The sequence below is a fragment of the Pseudomonas chaetocerotis genome, from assembly GCF_015712105.2.
Lineage (GTDB): Bacteria > Pseudomonadota > Gammaproteobacteria > Pseudomonadales > Pseudomonadaceae > Aquipseudomonas > Aquipseudomonas chaetocerotis.
Genome location: NZ_JACFYX020000001.1, coordinates 666,787 through 686,264 on the forward strand (window position 1 = coordinate 666,787; position 19,478 = coordinate 686,264).

Sequence of the window (19,478 nt, forward strand, 5' to 3'; positions counted from 1 at the left end):
TGCATTACCTCATCAAACCACTTCAGGCGCATTCTTATTGCGGGTTGGCACGGGTGCTGGACAGCAGAGACTTCAGGCTGGCCGCTTTCGGTTTCACCAGCCAGAACTTGCGCAGGTAATCGTCCAGGTTTTCCAGCAGGTTCTGACCCCACTCGCTGCCGGTTTCCTCGACGTACTCGGCGAGCACGCTTTCGAGGTGGCTGCGGTAGGCCTCCATCGCTTCGTTGTTGATGCGCTGGATTTCCACCAGTTCGTGGTTGACGCGGTCGTAGAAGCCGTTGTCCATGTCGAGCACATAGGCGAAGCCGCCGGTCATGCCCGAGCCGAAGTTGTAACCGGTCTTGCCCAGGACGCAGACGAAACCGCCGGTCATGTACTCGCAGCAGTGATCGCCAGTGCCTTCCACCACGGCATGGGCACCGGAGTTACGCACGGCGAAACGCTCGCCCGCAGTACCGGTAGCGAACAGCTTGCCGCCAGTGGCGCCATACAGGCAGGTGTTGCCGATGATGGCGCTGTCCTCGGTGGCGAACGGACTGCCGGCAGGCGGCGTGATGACGATCTTGCCTGCGGTCATGCCTTTGCCGACGTAGTCGTTGGCGTCGCCTTCCAGGCGCAGGTGCAGACCACCGGCGTTCCACACGCCGAAGCTCTGACCGGCAGTGCCCTTGAAGCGGAAGGTGATCGGCGCGCCGCTCATGCCCTGGTTGCCATGCACGCGCGCGATCTCGCCGGAAATGCGCGCACCGATGGAGCGGTCGCAGTTGCCGATGTTCAGCTCGAACTCACCACCGGTCTTGCCGGCGATGGCGTCCTTGGCCATTTCCACCATCTTCTCGGCCAGCAGGCCTTCGTCGAACGGCGGGTTCTTCGGCACCTGGCAGAACTGCGGCTTGTCAGCCGGGATATGCGCACTGGCCAGCAGCGGCGACAGATCCAGGTTGCCCTGTTTGGCGGTTTCGCCCGGCAGCATCTCGAGCAGGTCGGTACGCCCGATCAGCTCTTCCAGGCTGCGCACGCCCAGCTTGGCCAGCCACTCGCGGGTTTCCTCGGCGACGTAGGTGAAGAAATTCATCACCATCTCGACGGTGCCGATGAAGTGATCCTTGCGCAGCTTGTCGTTCTGCGTGGCCACGCCAGTGGCGCAGTTGTTCAGGTGGCAGATGCGCAGGTACTTGCAGCCCAGGGCAACCATCGGCGCGGTGCCGAAGCCGAAGCTCTCGGCGCCGAGGATGGCCGCCTTGATCACGTCCAAGCCGGTTTTCAGGCCACCGTCGGTCTGTACCCGCACCTTGCCGCGCAGGTCGTTGCCGCGCAGGGTCTGGTGAGTTTCGGCCAGGCCAAGTTCCCAGGGCGCGCCCGCATAGCGGATGGAGGTCAGTGGCGATGCGCCGGTACCACCGTCGTAACCGGAAATGGTGATCAGGTCGGCATAGGCCTTGGCCACGCCGGCGGCGATGGTGCCGACACCGGCTTCCGCCACCAGCTTGACCGACACCAGCGCCTTGGGGTTGACCTGCTTGAGGTCATAGATCAGCTGCGCCAGGTCCTCGATCGAGTAGATGTCGTGGTGCGGCGGCGGCGAGATCAGGGTCACGCCCGGCACCGCGTAGCGCAGCTTGGCGATCAGACCGTTGACCTTGCCACCCGGCAGTTGGCCGCCCTCGCCAGGCTTGGCGCCCTGGGCCACCTTGATCTGCAGCACTTCGGCGTTGACCAGGTATTCCGGGGTCACGCCAAAGCGGCCGGTGGCCACCTGCTTGATCTTCGAACTCTTGATGGTGCCGTAGCGGGCCGGGTCTTCGCCGCCCTCGCCGGAGTTGGAGCGACCACCGAGGCGGTTCATCGCCTCGGCCAGCGCTTCATGCGCCTCCGGCGAAAGCGCGCCAAGGGAGATGCCGGCAGCGTCGAAGCGCTTGAAGATCGACTGCAGCGGCTCGACTTCGTCCAGGGAAATCGGTGTGGCGGATTCCTTGACCTTGAGCAGGTCGCGAATCATCGACACCGGGCGGGTGTCGACCAGCTTCGAGTATTCCTTGTACTTCTCGTAGTTGCCCTGCTGCACGGCCTCCTGCAGCGTCCGCACCACGTCCGGGTTGTAGGCGTGGTACTCGCCGCCGTAGACGAACTTGAGCAGGCCGCCCTGCTGGATCGACTTGCGGTTGTTCCAGGCCTCCAGGGACAGCAGCTTCTGCTCGCTTTCGATGTCGACGAAACGCGCACCCTGGATACGGCTGGCCACGCCACGGAAGCACAGCTCGGTGACTTCGTCAGCCAGACCAACAGCCTCGAACAGTTGCGCACCGCGATAGGACGCGACCGTGGAAATGCCCATCTTCGACAGGATCTTCAGCAGGCCCTTGGAGATGCCCTTGCGGTAGTACTTGAACACTTCGTACAGATCGCCCAGCACTTCGCCGGTGCGGATCAGGTCGCCCAGCACTTCGTAAGCCAGGAACGGATAGACCGCCGAGGCGCCGAAACCCAGCAGCACAGCGTAGTGGTGCGGGTCACGGGCAGTGGCAGTTTCCACCAGGATGTTGCAGTCGCAGCGCAAGCCTTTCTCGGTCAGGCGGTGATGCACGGCGCCAGTGACCAGCGCGGCATGCGCCGGCAGCTTGCCCGGCGCGATGTGACGGTCGGTCAGCACCAGCAGCACCTTACCGGCACGCACGGCTTCCTCGGCCTGGTCGGCCATGTTGCGCACGGCCGCTTCCAGCCCCAGCGACTCGTCGTAGTTCATGTCGATGACATGACGGTCGAAGCCCGGGCGATCCAGGTTCATCAGCGCACGCCACTTGGCTGGCGAAATCACCGGGCTGCTGAGGATCACGCGAGTGGCGTGCTCCGGCGACTCGCTGAAGATGTTGCGCTCGGCGCCCAGGCAGATTTCCAGGGACATGACGATCGCTTCGCGCAGCGGGTCGATCGGCGGGTTGGTGACCTGCGCGAACTGCTGGCGGAAATAATCATATGGCGAACGCACGCGCTGGCTGAGCACTGCCATCGGCGTGTCGTCACCCATCGAGCCGACGGCTTCCTGGCCCTGCTCGCCGAGCGGGCGCAGCACCTGGTCACGCTCTTCGAAGGTGACCTGGAACATCTTCATGTACTGCTTGAGCTGATCCGGGTCGTAGAAGGCCGAACCGTGGTCGCGGTCTTCCAGCGTCGCCTTGATGCGCTGGGCATGCTTGCGCAGCCACAGTTTGTAAGGGTGGCGCGACTTCAGGCGGCTGTCGATGGACTCAGTGTCCAGCACTTGGCCAGTTTCGGTGTCGACGGCGAGGATCTGCCCCGGGCCGACACGCCCCTTGGCGATGACGTCCTCGGGCTGGTAATCCCACACGCCGATTTCCGACGCCAGAGTGATGTAGCCGTTCTTGGTGGTCACCCAACGCGCCGGGCGCAGACCGTTACGGTCGAGCAGGCACACGGCATGGCGACCATCGGTCAGCACCACGCCGGCCGGGCCATCCCAGGGCTCCATGTGCATCGAGTTGTATTCGTAGAACGCGCGCAGATCGGCGTCCATGGTCTCGACGTTCTGCCAGGCCGGCGGAATGATCATGCGCAGGCCGCGGAACAGGTCGATGCCGCCGGTGACCATCAGCTCGAGCATGTTGTCCATGCTTGAGGAGTCGGAACCGACACGGTTGACCAGCGGCCCCAGCTCGTCGAGATCAGGGATCAGCTCGTTGGCGAACTTGGTACGACGGGCCTGCGCCCAGTTGCGGTTGCCGGTGATGGTGTTGATCTCGCCGTTGTGCGCGAGATAACGGAACGGCTGCGCCAGCGGCCACTTCGGCAGTGTATTGGTGGAGAAGCGCTGGTGGAAAACCGCAATAGCGGTCTGCAGGCGCTCGTCACCCAGATCCGGGTAGAACTGCTGCAGGTCCGCCGGCATCATCAGGCCTTTGTAGATGATGGTCTTATGCGAGAAGCTGCAGATGTAGTGATCGCTGTCGTCGGCGTTGGCCACCGAGGAACGACGGCGGGCGCTGAACAGCTTGATGGCAAATTCCTGGTCGGACAGACCTTCGCCGCCGATGAACACCTGCTCGATCTGCGGCAGTCGCTCCAGCGCCAGCCTACCGAGCACGCTGGTGTCGATCGGCACCTTGCGCCAGCCCACCAGTTGCAGGCCGGCAGCCTGAATTTCGCGGTTCATGTTCTCGCGCGCAGCCTCGGCCTTGGCCGAGTCCTGATTGAAGAACACCATGCCCACGGCATATTGCGCAGGCAGTTCGACGCCGAATTGCTCCTGGGCAATGGCGCGCAGGAATTGATCGGGCTTCTGGATCAGCAGGCCACAGCCATCACCGGTCTTGCCGTCGGCGTTGATACCGCCGCGGTGAGTCATGCAGGTGAGGGCCTCAATAGCGGTATTGAGCAGGTGATGACTAGGCTCACCTTGCATGTGGGCGATCAAGCCGAAGCCGCAGTTATCCTTGAACTCATCAGGACGGTACAAACCTGCTTTCATAGGGGAAACTCTCACCAGGCTGCCTAGACCTCAGGCAAATTACTTTCTAATTCAATTGCTTAAACCCGAAAAGCGGGCACGGGCCAGCTTTGCATAGGCAAAAGGGAGGTCATTGTACATATCCACCCATGGCGTCACAAATTTTCGTGACGAGGGGGTGAATATTTATGTCGCAAAAACGAAGGATAAGACTGCAAGGTCGTGCTAACGACCAAGCAGTCATCTTGAGGCAAAGCGCTTAGCGGCTCATTTCCTGCTGGATGCTGCCCAGGGTGCGAGGCCAGGGCTTACCGGCCTGCAGCTTGGCAGGCAGGGTTTTCACGGCGGCCTGAGCGGCGTCGCGACTGGAGAAACTACCATAGGTCAGCACATACAGCGGCTGCCCCTGGTGGATCTTCTTGAAGTAACGGTATTCGCTACCGCCCTCACGCACCAGCGTCTGAATATTGGCCTCCGAACGCGACCCGACTACCTGCAAGGCATAGCGGGACGCCGGCTGCTGCGCGTACCAGCCACTCGTCGCTCCACCCGAAGGCGTAGCCTGAACGGGCGCAGGCTTGGGAACAGGGACCGGCGCTGGTGGTTTCGGAGCAACGGGCTCAGGCTGCTTGGCCGGTGCCGGTGCCGGTGCCGGTGCCGGTGCCGGTGCCGCAGCGATTGGCGCTGACGGCGGCGCAACTGTCGAGGGCTCAGGCGAAGCAGGCGGCTCGAAGTTATCCAACTCTTCGCCTGCTGCCTCAGCCAACGGCTGGCGAATAACGGCCTGCGACTCGCCCACCAATGGCAACGGCAGCGGCTGACTGGCACCCGCGAACTCGATAGCTGGCGCGCGACTTTCCGCAGCAGGCGTTTGCACCGGCTCCTCAGCTTTTACAGCTGGCGCGGAAGACTGCAAAGGTAGCGACGTGTTGCTGGCCACCGGCGCAGGCGGGGCAGATTCGCGCCCCTGCATGAACCAAGCAGCGGCGACACCCAACAACACGACAGCCAGCGCCAGCAGATGCTTCTTCGGCAGGGCAAAACCGCCGCCCGCGCCACGCCCAGCCGAGCGCTGCGCGAGCATCTGCTCGACCAGCAGCTCACGCGCCTCCTGATTGATTGCCCCAGGCCAACCCTGAGCGCGGACATGGATGTCCTCGATCTGCTCTTCGCTCAACAGATCAATACCCTGACCAGCCCCCTCGAGCCGCTGCGCCAGGTAGTCACGCGTTTCCTCTTCGGCGTACGGCTGAAGTTCGATCGCGTGATAACACTCTTCGCCACCTGCCAGCGCCTCCAGCCGCGCCAGCAGATCATGCTCGGCAAACAGGAAGATGTGCGGACGCCCCTCGGCATTACCCGCCGCAAGCGCCAGGACGCCCTTCAGTGCCGCGTCATCCAGTTGATCGGCGTCGTCGACCAACAGATAAACCTCCTGCCCGGTCAATGCCAACTGCCCAACCTGCGCCAGAATCGAACGCACATCGGCCTGAGCAATGGACAACCCCTGAGCGACCTGACGCAGCAGCGCCTCGCTACCCGTGACCCCCTGCGCAACGACAATGCTTTGCACTGCCTGCTTGTTGGTACTGGCGACCAATGCCTGACGCAGCAGAGTCTTACCACTACCTTCAGGACCAACCACTGCCAGCAACAGCTGGCTATAACGCGCAAGATGATGCAACTGCCCCAGCACCGGCTTTCTCTGTGCCGGGAAGAACTTGAAGCCAGGCACTCGTGGCGCAAAGGGGTCGTGACTGAACTGGTAATGCGCCAGGAAAGCTTCGTCAGCATGCAAACTGGTCATGGATCACTCTTCAAGAGTTGGACGACTGAGCCAGCGCTGCGTAATCGCTACGCAGCGTGGCGTCGAGAATTTCACGCGGGTAGTCGGCAGTCACTACAGCCTCACCCAAACGCTTGAGCAACACGAGACGCAGCTGACCATCGAGCACTTTCTTGTCCACCGCCATATGCTCGAGGAACTGCTCAGGCGTCATATCCCGCGGCGGTACCACTGGCAGCCCAGCAGCCTGCAACAGGCGCACACCTCGGTCTCGGTCCGCCGCTGATAGCCAGCCCAGACGATGGGACATCTCCAACGCCATCACCGTTCCAGCGGCAACGGCTTCGCCATGCAGCCAAACGCCATAACCCTGCTCGGTCTCGATGGCGTGCCCAAAAGTGTGGCCAAGATTGAGCGTGGCACGCACTCCCGACTCACGCTCATCCGCACCGACGACACGCGCCTTGGCCGCACAGGATCGCTCGATAGCCTCGGTAAGCGCCCGCTGATCGAGCACACGCAAGGCCGGCATATTCTGCTCCAGCCATGACAGGAAAGGCTCATCGCAGATCAGGCCATACTTGATGACCTCGGCAAGGCCAGCCGACAATTCACGAGCGGGCAAGGTATTCAGGCTGCTCGTATCGATCAGGACGGCCTTGGGCTGGTAGAAGGCGCCAACCATGTTCTTGCCCAGTGGATGATTGATGCCAGTCTTGCCGCCCACCGACGAATCGACTTGAGAAAGCAGGGTCGTCGGGACCTGGATGAAATCGACACCACGCTGGTAACAGGCCGCTGCAAAGCCCGCCATATCACCGATCACACCCCCACCAAGTGCCACGACAGTGGTGCGGCGGTCGTGTCGAGCACTCAGCAGACCATCGAAGATCAGTTGCAAGGTTTCCCAGTTCTTGAACGCCTCACCGTCAGGCAGCACTACAGAGGTGACGCTGTAGCCTTCGAGAGCCTGCTGCAGCGTTTGCAGATATAGCGGCGCGACGGTGTCGTTGGTCACGATCGCCACCTGCCGCCCTGCTATGTGCTGCGCGAGCAGTTCAGGGCGGGACAGCAGCCCCTGACCGATATAAATGGGATAGCTGCGTTCGGCGAGATCGACGCGAAGAGTCTGCATGAGGCCCCCAGAATAAAAAGGCCACTAGGATAGCGCAGTTCGCCCCGCGCTTTAACGGGGCGACAAGGCTTCCAGACGCGAGAGAATTTCCTGAACCACCATGCGCGGCGGCCGCTCGTCCGTCTCGATGATGATATCAGCGACCTCTCGATACAGAGGATCACGCATGGCCATCAGATCCCTGAGTACCTGAGCCGGATTGGCCGTGCGCAATAACGGACGATTGCGATCACGTGACGTGCGATCGATCTGCTGTTCCACCGAAGTATGCAGGTAGACGACTCGCCCGCCAGCATGCAGAGCCTGGCGATTCTCCGGGCGCATGACCGCTCCGCCGCCAGTCGCCAGCACAAGACCGTCCTGCATCGAAAGCTCGGCGATCACCGCCCGCTCCCGCTCACGAAAGCCCTGCTCACCCTCGACATCGAAGATCCAGGGTATATCGGCACCGGTACGCTGCTCGATCTCCTTGTCGGAGTCCTTGAAAGACAAACGCAGTTCTTTTGCAAGCAAACGCCCGATGGTGCTCTTTCCAGCTCCCATCGGGCCCACGAGGATTACATTCCGCACTTAGGTCATCGGTTCACGGCAATGGCTTGGTTGTTCATGATGCGCGGAGTGATGAAAACCAGCAACTCGGCTTTGTTGTCCCGAACGATGTCTCGACGGAACACACGCCCCACGAACGGCAGATCACCCAAAAATGGCACCTTCTCGACCGCACTGGTCTGAGTATTGGAGAACACGCCACCGATGACGATGGTTTCACCATCATTGACCAGTACCTTGGCGTTGACCTCGTTCTTGTTGAGCGGAGGGACACCGTTGACCAGATTCGCGAAATCAGGAGCATCTTTCGTGACCTTGACCTCCATGATGATCCGATTATCCGGGGTGATCTGCGGAGTGACCTCCAGAGCCAGCGCCGCCTCCTTGAATGACGTAGTGGTCGCGCCACTCGAACTGGCCTCCTGATAAGGAACTTCCTGCCCCTTCAGGATCTTTGCCGTTTCCTTGTCAGAGGTGACCACTTTCGGCTGGGAAACGATCTCGCCGTTACCGGTTTTTTCCATGGCAGACAGCTGAAGATCAAGAACGATGTTGCTACCCAAATAGCCTATGGCAATACCAGATGTGCTGTTCTGCACCCCCATGTCGACGAAGGGCAAGTTGGCAAGGCCATCGTCCACAGTGGTATTACCAATGGTGTCGGTGCCCAGGAACTTACGCTGCCCAGTGTCCTCATCGAAAATCTGCGCGCCGTCTTTACCACTGACGTCCCAGCGTCCATTACGCACCGACCCACCCCAGCGCACGCCAAGCGCCTTGTCATAATCGACGTTGGCTTCGACGATACGCGCCTCGATCATGACCTGCCTGACCGGGATATCGAGTTGAGCGACGATGCGACGCAACTCGTCCAGTCGCTCCTGAGTCTGGTACGCGATGATGCTGTTGGTACGGTCATCGACGGTGATGGAGCCACGGCTATCAGGCGTACCATCGGCACTGGTGACCGACTGAAAGAGCTTGGCCATGTCGGTGGCCTTGGCGTAGTTCACCTGGATCAGCTCGCGACGAAGGGGCGCCAGCTCAGCAATCTGCTTCTGCGACTCCAGTTCCTGACGTTCACGGGCAGCAATTTCGTCTGCCGGGGCCACCAGCAAGACGTTACCAACCTGGCGCTTATCCAGGCCCTTGGTCTTCAGTACCAGGTCCAGCGCCTGATCCCAGGGCACATTCTGCAGACGCAGAGTGATGTTGCCAGCAACAGTGTCACTCGCCACCAGGTTCAGGTCGGTAAAATCGGCAATCAACTGCAGGACGGAACGCACGTCGATGTCCTGAAAGTTGAGCGATAACTTCTCGCCGGTGTAGGCGAATCGCTCAGCATTGCGACGCTCGACATCATCCTGGCTGAGCGGCTTTACGCTCAGGGTCAGTTTGTTCTCCGTCTGATAAGCCAGGTAGTCGTACAAACCGACGGGCTCGATCACGATACTGGTCTTGTCTGCACTACCCGTGGCGCTGACGAACTGCACCGGCGTCGCGAAATCCTTCACATCCAGGCGTACGCGCAGGGATTCAGGCAGCTCAGTTTTGGCAAAGTCCAGACGAATCTTCCCACCCTGCTCCTGGATATCAGGGTTGATCGAAGCGTCGGAAAGCGTAATGACGATATTGCCCTCACCCTGCTCGCCACGCTGAAAATCGATGTTGCTGATTGCTTTCGGTTGCGGCCCGTAGGTTTTCTTGGGCGTAACCGCCGCCACGGATGCAGGCGTCGAGGCAGAGGAGCGCGCTGCAGCGGCAGAGGAATCGCCAACCAGGACATACAGGTCATTGCCCTCGACTCGGGTGCTGTATGGCGCCAGATTGGTGAGATTGACTATCAGACGGGTACGGTCCTTAGCCTCGACGATGGTGACACTGCGCGCATTGCCGACGCCCAGCTCACGATTCTTGGAACCCAGCTTGTTCGATACTCCCGGCAGGTCCAGAGCGATACGCGCAGGCTGCTCGATGGTATAGCCGCGAGGAGCCGTTACTGGCTCATCGAAGGAGAGCTTCAGCTCAACTCGATCGCCAGGCAAACTGGCGACATTCAAATCCTGAAGATTGGCCGCCAGTACCGCGGGCGACAGCAGCGCCGCCAGCAGAGCGACGCTAAGACGCGAAAGAGAGCTGTTCATTTTCGTATCCCGTATGGCAGACAGATTATTTATATTCATTTCTCACCCCGCCCCGTCAGGAGCGCTCCTTCAAGGAAAGGCTGCGTGGTCGCTCAAGCCAGCCACCTTCGCCATCTGGAACAATTTCCATCACATCGATCTTGGAGTCATCGATCACGAGAATCTTGCCGTGGTTACGTCCAAGAAAGTCGCCTACTTTTACACGATGAACACCGCCCGCACCGTTAACCAGAGCGAATAACTGGTGATCATTTCTCAGCGTGCCAACCATCTCGAACGTTTCAATGTTGAACCCTTCGAGGAATTGCTTGACACGGCTTTCATCAGGCTTGATCTCTGGCGCCCCTTTCTGACGAGTGACGACATCGATTTTGACCGGGGGCTGAAAAGGACTGCGCAAAGACGCCGCACGATAGGTGAAACTTTCATAAGGTTGAAAAGTTGGCAGCGGCTCGATAGCACCTTTGGGCTTTGCGCGCACTTCATCCATATAGATACGCAAATCGGAAAAGTCACCACCAACACCGCACCCGGCCAGAAGAGAGAACCCCGCAACCAGAACCAAACGAGAGAAACTCATCATTGAGCCCCCTTATCATTGTAGCGATAGGTCTTGGCCATGATCTGCATATTCAGGCGACTGGAACTTTCAGCACTGACGGGTGCCAACTGGAAGTCATGTAAGGTGACGATACGCGGCAGGCTGGCAACACCACTGACGAAGGTCGCAAGGTCGTGATAACCGCCGGTAACTTTGATCTGAATCGGTAATTCGATATAGAACTGCTGAGCCACTTCCGGCAACAGCTTGATCTCTTCAAACTCCAAGCCACTGCCCAAACCGGTACGGGTAATATCTTCCAGCAAACCCGGAACTTCGGTATCGCTTGGCAACTGACGCAAAAGAGCGCCAAAGGATACCTCCATCTCCTGCATCTGCTCCTTGTAGGCCTCAAGGTTCGCCGCCTGAAAAGCCTTGCTGGAGAATTGCTCCTTCAGCGTCACCTCTTCTCGCTGACGCTGCTCCAGCATGCTTTGCAAATCCTTGAGGTGAAAGTTGTAGCCCAACCCCAGAACGACAATAAACAGTAGCAGGCCGGCAATGAATTTGACGGCACCAGGCCACGCCCCGACATTGTTCAGGTCAAGGTCATTGATATCAATGCTGCGCAGGCTGTCCAGGGAATTCTTAATACTCATTGCACCCCCTCCGCTTTTTCCTGATCAGGCTGCGTCTGCTGGACCGTCAGCTGAAACACATTCGCCTGATCCAAAGCTCCTGCTGTAACAGCTTTGACCTCGGTCAGATTGGGAGCTGTCAACCACTCGGAACCATCCAGGTTACGCATCAGATTCGAGACGCGATTATTCGATTCAGCAGCACCGATGATGGCAATGCTCTTACCCGCCATTTTCACATCGGTGAAATACACACCGTCCGGCAGCGTTCTCACCAACTGGTCGAATACCCGACCGATAATGGGTCGATTACCCTGCAGATCCTGAATAATCTTCATGCGCTCCAACAATTGCTGGCGACGCGTTCTAAGCTCACTGATTTCCTTGATACGCGCATCGAGAACTGCGATCTCCTTCTTTATGAAGTCATTTCGCGCATTCTGATTACTGATCGCTGCACTGAGAAATTGATCACCCAGAAACACCAAACCAGCAGCCACAATGAGGACACCGACAAGGCTCACCAGAAACCGCTGCTTGCGTTCCTCACGCAGCTGTTCACGCCAGGGAAGTAGGTTAATCCGCGCCATCAGTCGAAACTCCTCATCGCCAGACCACAGGCAATCATCAGTGCCGGCGCATCGCTGGCCAGCGCACCGGCGTTGACCTTGCTGCTCAGCGCCATATCGGCAAAGGGATTGGCCACTAGCGTCTGCGTACCGATCTTCTGCTGGATCAGCCGATCGAGATCAGGAATGGACGCGGTGCCGCCAGCCAGGAGGATGTAGTCGACATCATTGAACTGCCCGGCGGCGAAGAAGAACTGCAGCGAACGCGAAACCTGCTGAACGACAGCTTCCTTGAACGGCTGCAAAACCTCACTGTCATAGTCATCTGGAAGACCGCCTTGCTTCTTGGCAAGACCAGCTTCCTCGACCGACAGCCCGTAGCGACGCTGGATTTCCTCGGTCAGCTGCTTGCCGCCGAAAAGCTGCTCGCGGGTGTAGATGGTGCGGCCATTGTGCAGAACACTGAGCGTGGTCATCGTCGCGCCAATGTCCACCACCGCGACGGTCAGCTCATCATGACCGCCACCCAACTGCGCTTCCAGCAGACCGTAGGCGCGCTCGAGGGCATATGCCTCGACGTCGACCACTTTCGCGGTAAGCCCGGCAAGCGCCAGGGCTGCCTCGCGAACCTCCACGTTCTCCTTGCGGCATGCAGCCAGCAGCACCTCGACCCGCTCGGGGTTACGTGGCGCCGGCCCCTGCACTTCGAAATCGATGGCGACTTCTTCCAACGGGTAGGGAATGTATTGATCAGCCTCGATCTTCAGCTGGTTTTCCAAGTCGTCCTCGGAAAGACCGGCTTCCATTTCGATGGTCTTGGTGATGACAGCCGAACCCGCCACAGCAACTGCAGCCGTCTTGACGCCGCTCTTGGCCTTGGCCAGCACGCGAGAGAGCGCCTGACCGACCCCCTCCAGCTCGGCGATGTTCTTCTCTACCACTGCGTTAGGTGGAAGCGGCTCGACTGAATAAGCCTCTACCTTGTAGCGGCTTCCCGAGCGACTCAGTTCGAGGAGCTTGACCGAAGTCGAGCTGATATCAATCCCCAGCAGCGTATTCGCTTTCTTAGTGAAGAGCCCTAGCACGACCGTTTTCCTATTGGCATCCGCGACTTACGGACTATTTATGTTTTTCCACATTAAATATCAGTCTTGACAGAAGCGCAAATGGCTCCCCGGGAAAAAAAACGCTTATAATGTGATCAGCTTTTCCCTTTTTGCCTCGACTCCTGCTTAACTCATTCTTTTACTTGGAATTCCGAACATTTTGATACGCCTGCTGAAGTTCATCTGGTGGTCTTGCGTTGCCGTTTTTTGTGGGCTGTTGCTCAGTTTCAGCGGCGCGTTTCTTTATCTTAGCCCGACCCTTCCGTCCGTCGAATCGCTGCGTCAGGTACAGCTACAGATTCCTCTGCGCGTCTACAGCAGCGACGCCAAGCTGATCGCCGAGTTCGGCGAGATGCGCCGCTCGCCCATTCGCTTCGACGAGATCCCCAAAGCATTCATCAGCGCCCTGCTGGCTGCTGAAGACGATAATTTCGCCAATCATTATGGCGTCGATGTGACCAGCCTGATGCGCGCTGCCACGCAATTATTGAAAAGCGGCCAGATTCAGAGCGGTGGTAGCACCATCACCATGCAAGTGGCGAAGAATTTCTTCCTCACCAGTGAGCGCAGCTTCTCACGCAAGGCGACCGAAATTCTCCTGGCGCTGCAGATCGAGCGCGAGCTGAGCAAGGACGAAATCCTCGAGCTCTACGTCAACAAGATCTACCTCGGCCACCGCGCCTATGGCATCGAAGCGGCCGCACAGGTGTACTACGGCAAATCGATCCGCGAGCTCAACCTGGCGCAGATGGCGATGATTGCCGGCCTGCCGAAAGCACCATCGCGCTACAACCCGCTGGTCAACCCGACACGAGCCAAGGAGCGCCGCGACTGGATTCTCGGCCGTCTTTACCGCCTCGGCCGCATCGACCAGGCCAGCTACGAGCAAGCACTGGCCGAAGAGGTCGACGCCCGTTATCACGTTCCAACTCCGGAACTGAGCGCTCCCTATATAGCCGAGATGGCGCGTGCGGAAATGGTCGGACGCTATGGAAGCGAGGCTTATACCGAAGGCTTCAATGTCACCACCACCGTACCCAGCCATCTGCAGGAAGCGGCCAATACCGCGCTACGTGACGGACTGATCGCCTACGACCAACGTCACGGCTACCGTGGCCCTGAGAGTCGCTTGCCGGGCATGGCCCGCGAAACTTGGCAGGCCGAGCTGGGCAAGTACCGCAGCATCGGCGGCCTGGAACCAGCGGTGGTTACCCAGGTCGAGAAAAGCGGCATCCTGGTATTGACCCGTAACGGTGAAGAGCAAGCTGTCTCGTGGGACAGCATGAAATGGGCACGCCCGTTCCTCAACACCAACAGCCTGGGGCCGCGACCACAGCAACCTGGCGATGTCGCCCAGGTCGGCGATATCGTTCGCGTGCAGCGCCAGGAAGATGGCAGCCTGCGTTTCACTCAGGTTCCAGCGGCGCAGAGCGCGCTGGTTTCCCTCGACCCATACAGCGGCGCCATTCAGTCGCTGGTCGGCGGCTTCTCATTCGACCAGAGCAACTACAACCGCGCAGTGCAGGCCAAGCGCCAGCCGGGCTCGAGCTTCAAGCCCTTCATCTATAGCGCGGCACTGGATAGCGGCTACACCGCAGCAACGCTGGTCAACGATGCACCAATCATCCTCTCCGACGATTACCTGTCGCAGAAATGGCGCCCGAAGAACGACAACAACACCTTCCTCGGCCCGATTCGGATGCGTGAAGCGCTGTACAAGTCGCGCAACCTGGTTTCCATCCGCCTGCTGCAGGACATGGGTATCGACCGCAGCCTTCGTTACATCGAGCGCTTCGGCTTCGAGCCACAAGATCTGCCGCGCAACCTGTCGCTGGCACTCGGTACCGCCAGCCTGACACCCATGGAAATTGCAGAGGGCTGGGCCACCTTCGCCAATGGTGGTTACAAGGTCGAGCCCTACCTGATCGAACGCATCGACGATCGCGATGGCAAACCGCTGTTCCGTGCCAACCCGGCACGCGTGCCAGGCAGCGCACCGACCGAGGAAAACGCCAGTCTCACCGTCAACGCAACCGATGAGTTGCCGCTGGAAGAACCCAAGGTCGCCGAGCAGATCATCGACGAACGTACCGCCTACATCATGACCAGCATGCTGCAGGACGTGATCAAGCGCGGTACCGGCCGACGCGCTCTCGCCCTTGGCCGCAATGACCTGGCGGGCAAGACCGGCACTACCAATGAGTCCAAGGACAGCTGGTTTTCCGGCTATAACGCCGATTACGTGACCACCGTCTGGGCAGGCTTCGACCAGCCCGAAAGCCTGGGCCGCCACGAGTACGGCGGTACTGTCGCGCTGCCGATCTGGATGAATTACATGGGCGCGGTACTCAAGGATCGCCCCAACCACCCACCCAAGGAACCCAAGGGCCTGCTGACGCTGCGAGTCGACCCGATCAGCGGCCGCGCTGCAGCACCAGGCACGCCGGACGCCTACTTTGAATTGTTCAAAAGCGAAGACTCGCCTCCTCCGATGAGCGAATTCGAACCTGGCATGGGCGCTCCTGGTAGCCCGCTGCCGGCCGACGAGATGGCGCCGATCGACTTGTTCTAGGGCTAGGCTCAGGCGACGGCACGCGTTGCCTCGAGCCGAATCACAGGCAATAAAAAACCCGCCGAAGCGGGTTTTTTAGTGCTCGGCTGATCAGCCGTTGAACACTTCATCCACCGACTTCAACGGATAGTGCTTCGGATACGGCAGAGTCGCCACACCGGATTCGATGGCAGCCTTGGCCACGGCATCGCAAACCACGGTGATCAGACGCTGATCCATCGGCTTCGGAATGATGTACTCACGACCGAACGACAGCGCGATACCACCGTAGGCGTCACAGACGTCCTGCGGTACCGGCAGCTTGGCCAGGTCGCGCAGTGCCAGCGCTGCGGCGATCTTCATCTCTTCGTTGATGCGGGTGGCGCGTACGTCCAGAGCACCGCGGAAGATGAAGGGGAAACCCAGAACGTTGTTGACCTGGTTCGGGTAGTCGGAACGACCAGTGGCCATGATCACGTCGTTGCGCGTCTCGTGCGCCAGCTCCGGCTTGATTTCCGGGTCAGGATTGGAGCAGGCGAAGACGATCGGGTTGGCCGCCATACGCTTGAGATCTTCCGGGCTCAGCAGGTTGGCGCCAGACAGACCGACGAACACATCTGCGCCGTCGAGCGCATCGGACAGGGTGCGACGATCGGTTTCATGGGCGAACACCGCCTTGTACTGGTTCAGATCATCGCGACCAGCGTGCACCACGCCCTTGCGGTCGATCATGAAGATGTTCTCGACCTTGGCGCCCATGCTCACCAGCAGCTTCATGCAGGAGATGGCGGCAGCACCGGCACCCAGGCAGACGATCTTCGCCTCTTCAAGGGTCTTGCCGGCGATTTCCAGGGCGTTGAGCATGCCGGCAGCGGTGACGATCGCGGTGCCATGCTGGTCATCGTGGAATACCGGGATGTCGCACTGCTCGATCAGCGCGCGCTCGATCTCGAAACATTCGGGGGCCTTGATATCTTCCAAGTTGATGCCGCCGAAGGTAATGGAGATGCGTTTTACGGTGTCGATGAAGGCCTGCGGGCTTTCCGAATCGACTTCGATATCGAACACATCGATACCAGCGAAACGCTTGAACAGCACGCCTTTACCTTCCATGACCGGCTTGGAGGCCAGCGGACCAAGGTTACCCAGGCCGAGGATGGCGGTGCCATCGGAAATAACGGCTACCAGGTTGCCTTTACCGGTGTAACGGTAGGCCAGCTCGGCATCACGAGCGATTTCGCGAACCGGCTCAGCGACACCCGGGCTGTAGGCCAGCGACAGGTCGCGGGCAGTAGCAGTGGCTTTGGTCAACTCGACGCTCAGCTTACCGGGGCGGGGCTGGGCGTGATATTCGAGAGCGGCAGTTTTTAGATCTGACATAGTGGCATTTCCGCTTTTGTTGGCTGTTGAACGGGCAGGCGGCCGAGGATACGCAAGTTGTATACACCTGCACAAGACCGTTCGGTCGCGATTGAGGCACCGCGCTAGCGCAGCGTTTTCAGCCACTGACCGGGGCGCGGCTCACCACTCGGATAGAGCCCGTTAAGCAGCCTCAGCTGCGCCTCGCCATCAACCGCCAACGGCGAATCCTTGGCCAAAGCAGAGATGCCCTGCCCCGTCTTGACCCGCACCAGACGCAAGCGCACTGGCTCGGCCAGCTTGCGCTCAGCCGTCTTGAGCGGCCGGTAACTGCGGATGACATCGAGGAAGCGCTGATCCTCGGTTTCCAGCGAGGCACGCCCCCGTAGCCCAGCCACGAACAGATAGGCATTGTCGTCTCGATAGATCACCGCAACGCGCCGCGCCGATTGGCCCTGCAACACCGCCGTATAGCCCTGCAGCGCACCAAGCCGCAACTCCTCGCCCGCCACCAGACGCTGATTGCCGGCACGCTTGCGCAGGAACTCGGCAGGCGAAAGACCTTTTTCCACCGCCTCCAGGGTCATTGCAATGAAGGCTTGCTCATCCGGGGTGTGGCCGATCAACACATCTGGGCGATTGACCAGTTGCCAGCCCTGCGGGTAGGTCAGGGCGAAGTCCAGCTCGCCGTGATAGAAATTGCGCCCACGGCGAATACCGCTGGCAGCCGAATCGCCGAACACCAGGCCGTCGAGCATCTGCAGGAAATTGTCACGCCCCACTTCCTGATTGCCGCCCACCAATGCACGCGCAGGGCCAATGACTTCCTGCAGACGCCGATCATTGTCCGGGTGCGTGTCGAACAAGCCGTGGTAGCCACCCGCTGCAGGTGCCTCGCCCCGCTTGGCAGCCTGCTCGCGAGCGAAGTCCTCCTGCCCCTTGAGCACCTTGACCACTTCGATCATCGCCTGCGGATCGTAGCCACCACGCGCCAGGTATTGCGCGCCCAGGCCATCAGCCTCCAGCTCCATGTCGCGCCCGTAGCCGCGCACGAAGGCATTGCCCATGGCACTGGTCAGATCCCCCACCGCTCCGACACCGGTACCGATGGCCGCAGCCTGACCGAGCAAGCCCCAGGCCGTGGACTGACTTTGCTGGCGCACGCTATGGCGCGCGGTCACGTGGCCGACCTCATGGCCCAGCACGGCCGCCAGCTCCGCCTCGGAGTTGAGGTAAGCGAGCAGCCCACGATGGATATAGATGTACCCCCCCGGCAGGGCGAAGGCGTTGACGTCCGGACTGTCCACCAGAGTGAAGACGTAGTTGAGCTGATTACGATGGCTGCTGCGCGCCACACGCTCACCCACGCGCTGGATATAGGCCTGCAGTTTGGCATCTTCGTAACGCGGGTATTGCTTGAGGATTTCCTGGTTGTAACGTGCGCCAAGATCCAGTTCCTGGCGCTCGCTCATCATCACGAAATCGGTGCGGCCCGTGGCGGGATTGACCGCACAACCCGCCAACCAGCCGCAGACAAGACACAGCGTCAATGCACGTATCATGGCAACACCTCCAGCATCGCCGAATGGGTAAGCGGCAGCATCCAGCGCGCCTGCCCGGATTTCAAGCCGCCGAGACTCTGACGATCGATGACCCAGCCCCGCGCCTCCACCCGTCGCCCTTCGAGCTGCTGCAACGCGCGCACGTCGAACTCGCCGAGCAGCTCTGGCGCCACGCGCAATACCCGACCGCCATCGAGATCGAGCCAGAGGCCACCGCGATTGCGTTGCACGCCTGCAACCCGCCCGCCGAGCAAGGCGAAGCCGCCACTCTTTAGTTGGCCAGCCGTCTTCACTTGCTCGGTGCGCCACACACCCAGACGCTGACGCCGTGCCTGGCGCTCCGCCTCTGCCTGACAACTCACGAGTGCGCTATTGGGCGCCACGGCGACCATGAACCCAAGGCCTTCACCCAGCAACTGCGCTTCCAGATTACGCCCCTGGCGGTCGTAGAGATGGGCCAGGGTACGCCCGTAGCGATCCTTGCGCTGCGCGCCGTAGAGCAGACCGACCCGACCATCGCTGGCATCGACCAGCGCCTGCAAGCGGCGCTTGGCCTGCACCGCATAAGGCTCGTCGCTACGCCCCTTGCGTCCCAGCTCGGGCGCGTTGATGCCGATCAGGCGGATGCTGCGCCCGTCAGCCAGGCGCACCGTGTCGCCATCGACCACCTGGCGCACCGCGACCTGCGCCAGATCGGCGCGCTGCGGGCAGAAGGCCTGGACCAGATCGGCGCCAAGCAGAGAAACGAAAAAGGCGCCCACCAGGGACGCCTTTTTCAGATTCACGGACAGGTGCATGGCACGTTCCGTAATCGTTCGGTCGCTTACTTGGCGCCGAATACGCCGAAGCGCTGCTTGAAGCGATCGATACGGCCGCCGGTGTCCAGCACTTTCTGCTTACCGGTGTAGAACGGGTGGCACTCGGAGCAAACGTCGAGGCTCAGGTTCTTGCCCAGGGTGGAGCGGGTCTTGATCACGTTACCGCAGGAGCAGGTAGCGTCGATTTCGACGTAGTTCGGATGGATATCGGCTTTCATCGTGCTTTCCTCGGGGTAGTCGTGCCGCCACCCGACCAAT

14 protein-coding genes are annotated in these 19,478 nt (G+C 60.2%); 1 reads left to right on the plus strand and 13 read right to left on the minus strand.

The annotated features are described in order from the left end of the window. Positions 1–34: 34 nt before the first annotated feature. From gltB to H3221_RS03095, 9 genes are all read right to left on the minus strand, one after another. Positions 35–4,483 (minus strand): glutamate synthase large subunit, encoded by a 4,449-nt coding sequence (gltB, locus tag H3221_RS03055; RefSeq protein ID WP_196476832.1) that lies wholly within the window; start codon positions 4,481–4,483, stop codon positions 35–37. A 238-nt stretch (positions 4,484–4,721) separates the two neighbouring features. Beyond that, the gene (locus tag H3221_RS03060) at positions 4,722–6,269 is read right to left on the minus strand and encodes an SPOR domain-containing protein (RefSeq protein ID WP_196476833.1); all 1,548 of its coding nucleotides are present in this window, start codon (positions 6,267–6,269) and stop codon (positions 4,722–4,724) included. Between the two features lie 10 nt (positions 6,270–6,279). After that, positions 6,280–7,383 carry a 3-dehydroquinate synthase gene (gene aroB / locus H3221_RS03065; protein WP_192980275.1) on the minus strand — a complete coding sequence of 368 codons (1,104 nt, stop codon included), beginning with the start codon at positions 7,381–7,383 and terminating at the stop codon, positions 6,280–6,282. Between the two features lie 51 nt (positions 7,384–7,434). Next, positions 7,435–7,953, minus strand: a complete 519-nt coding sequence (gene aroK / locus H3221_RS03070) for a shikimate kinase AroK (RefSeq protein WP_026088727.1) — start codon at positions 7,951–7,953, stop codon at positions 7,435–7,437. 5 nt (positions 7,954–7,958) lie between these two features. Then, positions 7,959–10,076, minus strand: a complete 2,118-nt coding sequence (gene pilQ, locus H3221_RS03075; RefSeq protein ID WP_196476834.1) for a type IV pilus secretin PilQ — start codon at positions 10,074–10,076, stop codon at positions 7,959–7,961. A gap of 55 nt (positions 10,077–10,131) precedes the next feature. After that, positions 10,132–10,656 carry a type 4a pilus biogenesis lipoprotein PilP gene (pilP, locus tag H3221_RS03080; protein WP_017678542.1) on the minus strand — a complete coding sequence of 175 codons (525 nt, stop codon included), beginning with the start codon at positions 10,654–10,656 and terminating at the stop codon, positions 10,132–10,134. Beyond that, the gene (pilO, locus tag H3221_RS03085; RefSeq protein ID WP_196476835.1) at positions 10,656–11,276 is read right to left on the minus strand and encodes a type 4a pilus biogenesis protein PilO; all 621 of its coding nucleotides are present in this window, start codon (positions 11,274–11,276) and stop codon (positions 10,656–10,658) included. Before pilO ends, pilP begins: the two co-directional genes overlap by 1 nt. Next, the gene (gene pilN / locus H3221_RS03090) at positions 11,273–11,845 is read right to left on the minus strand and encodes a type 4a pilus biogenesis protein PilN (protein ID WP_196476836.1); all 573 of its coding nucleotides are present in this window, start codon (positions 11,843–11,845) and stop codon (positions 11,273–11,275) included. The genes pilO and pilN overlap by 4 nt, the downstream gene beginning before the upstream one ends. After that, a complete protein-coding gene (locus H3221_RS03095; protein WP_017678539.1) occupies positions 11,845–12,909 on the minus strand; it encodes a pilus assembly protein PilM in 1,065 nt (354 codons plus the stop codon). Before H3221_RS03095 ends, pilN begins: the two co-directional genes overlap by 1 nt. A gap of 184 nt (positions 12,910–13,093) precedes the next feature. On the opposite strand from H3221_RS03095, the gene H3221_RS03100 reads away from it, so the two are divergent. Continuing rightward, positions 13,094–15,502, plus strand: a complete 2,409-nt coding sequence (locus H3221_RS03100; protein ID WP_397427955.1) for a penicillin-binding protein 1A — start codon at positions 13,094–13,096, stop codon at positions 15,500–15,502. 90 nt (positions 15,503–15,592) lie between these two features. Here H3221_RS03100 and H3221_RS03105 read toward each other — a convergent pair whose 3' ends face one another. The 4 genes from H3221_RS03105 to rpmE form a co-directional block, all read right to left on the minus strand. Continuing rightward, positions 15,593–16,861, minus strand: coding sequence for a malic enzyme-like NAD(P)-binding protein (locus H3221_RS03105; RefSeq protein ID WP_160019100.1), 1,269 nt, complete (start codon positions 16,859–16,861; stop codon positions 15,593–15,595). A 104-nt stretch (positions 16,862–16,965) separates the two neighbouring features. Continuing rightward, a complete protein-coding gene (locus H3221_RS03110; protein ID WP_196476838.1) occupies positions 16,966–18,402 on the minus strand; it encodes a M48 family metalloprotease in 1,437 nt (478 codons plus the stop codon). After that, positions 18,399–19,199, minus strand: a complete 801-nt coding sequence (locus H3221_RS03115) for a thermonuclease family protein (protein WP_196476839.1) — start codon at positions 19,197–19,199, stop codon at positions 18,399–18,401. Before H3221_RS03115 ends, H3221_RS03110 begins: the two co-directional genes overlap by 4 nt. Before the next feature lie 26 nt (positions 19,200–19,225). Next, entirely contained in the window at positions 19,226–19,438 is a 213-nt protein-coding gene (gene rpmE / locus H3221_RS03120) for a 50S ribosomal protein L31 (protein WP_003459015.1), read from the minus strand. Between the last annotated feature and the right edge of the window lie 40 nt (positions 19,439–19,478).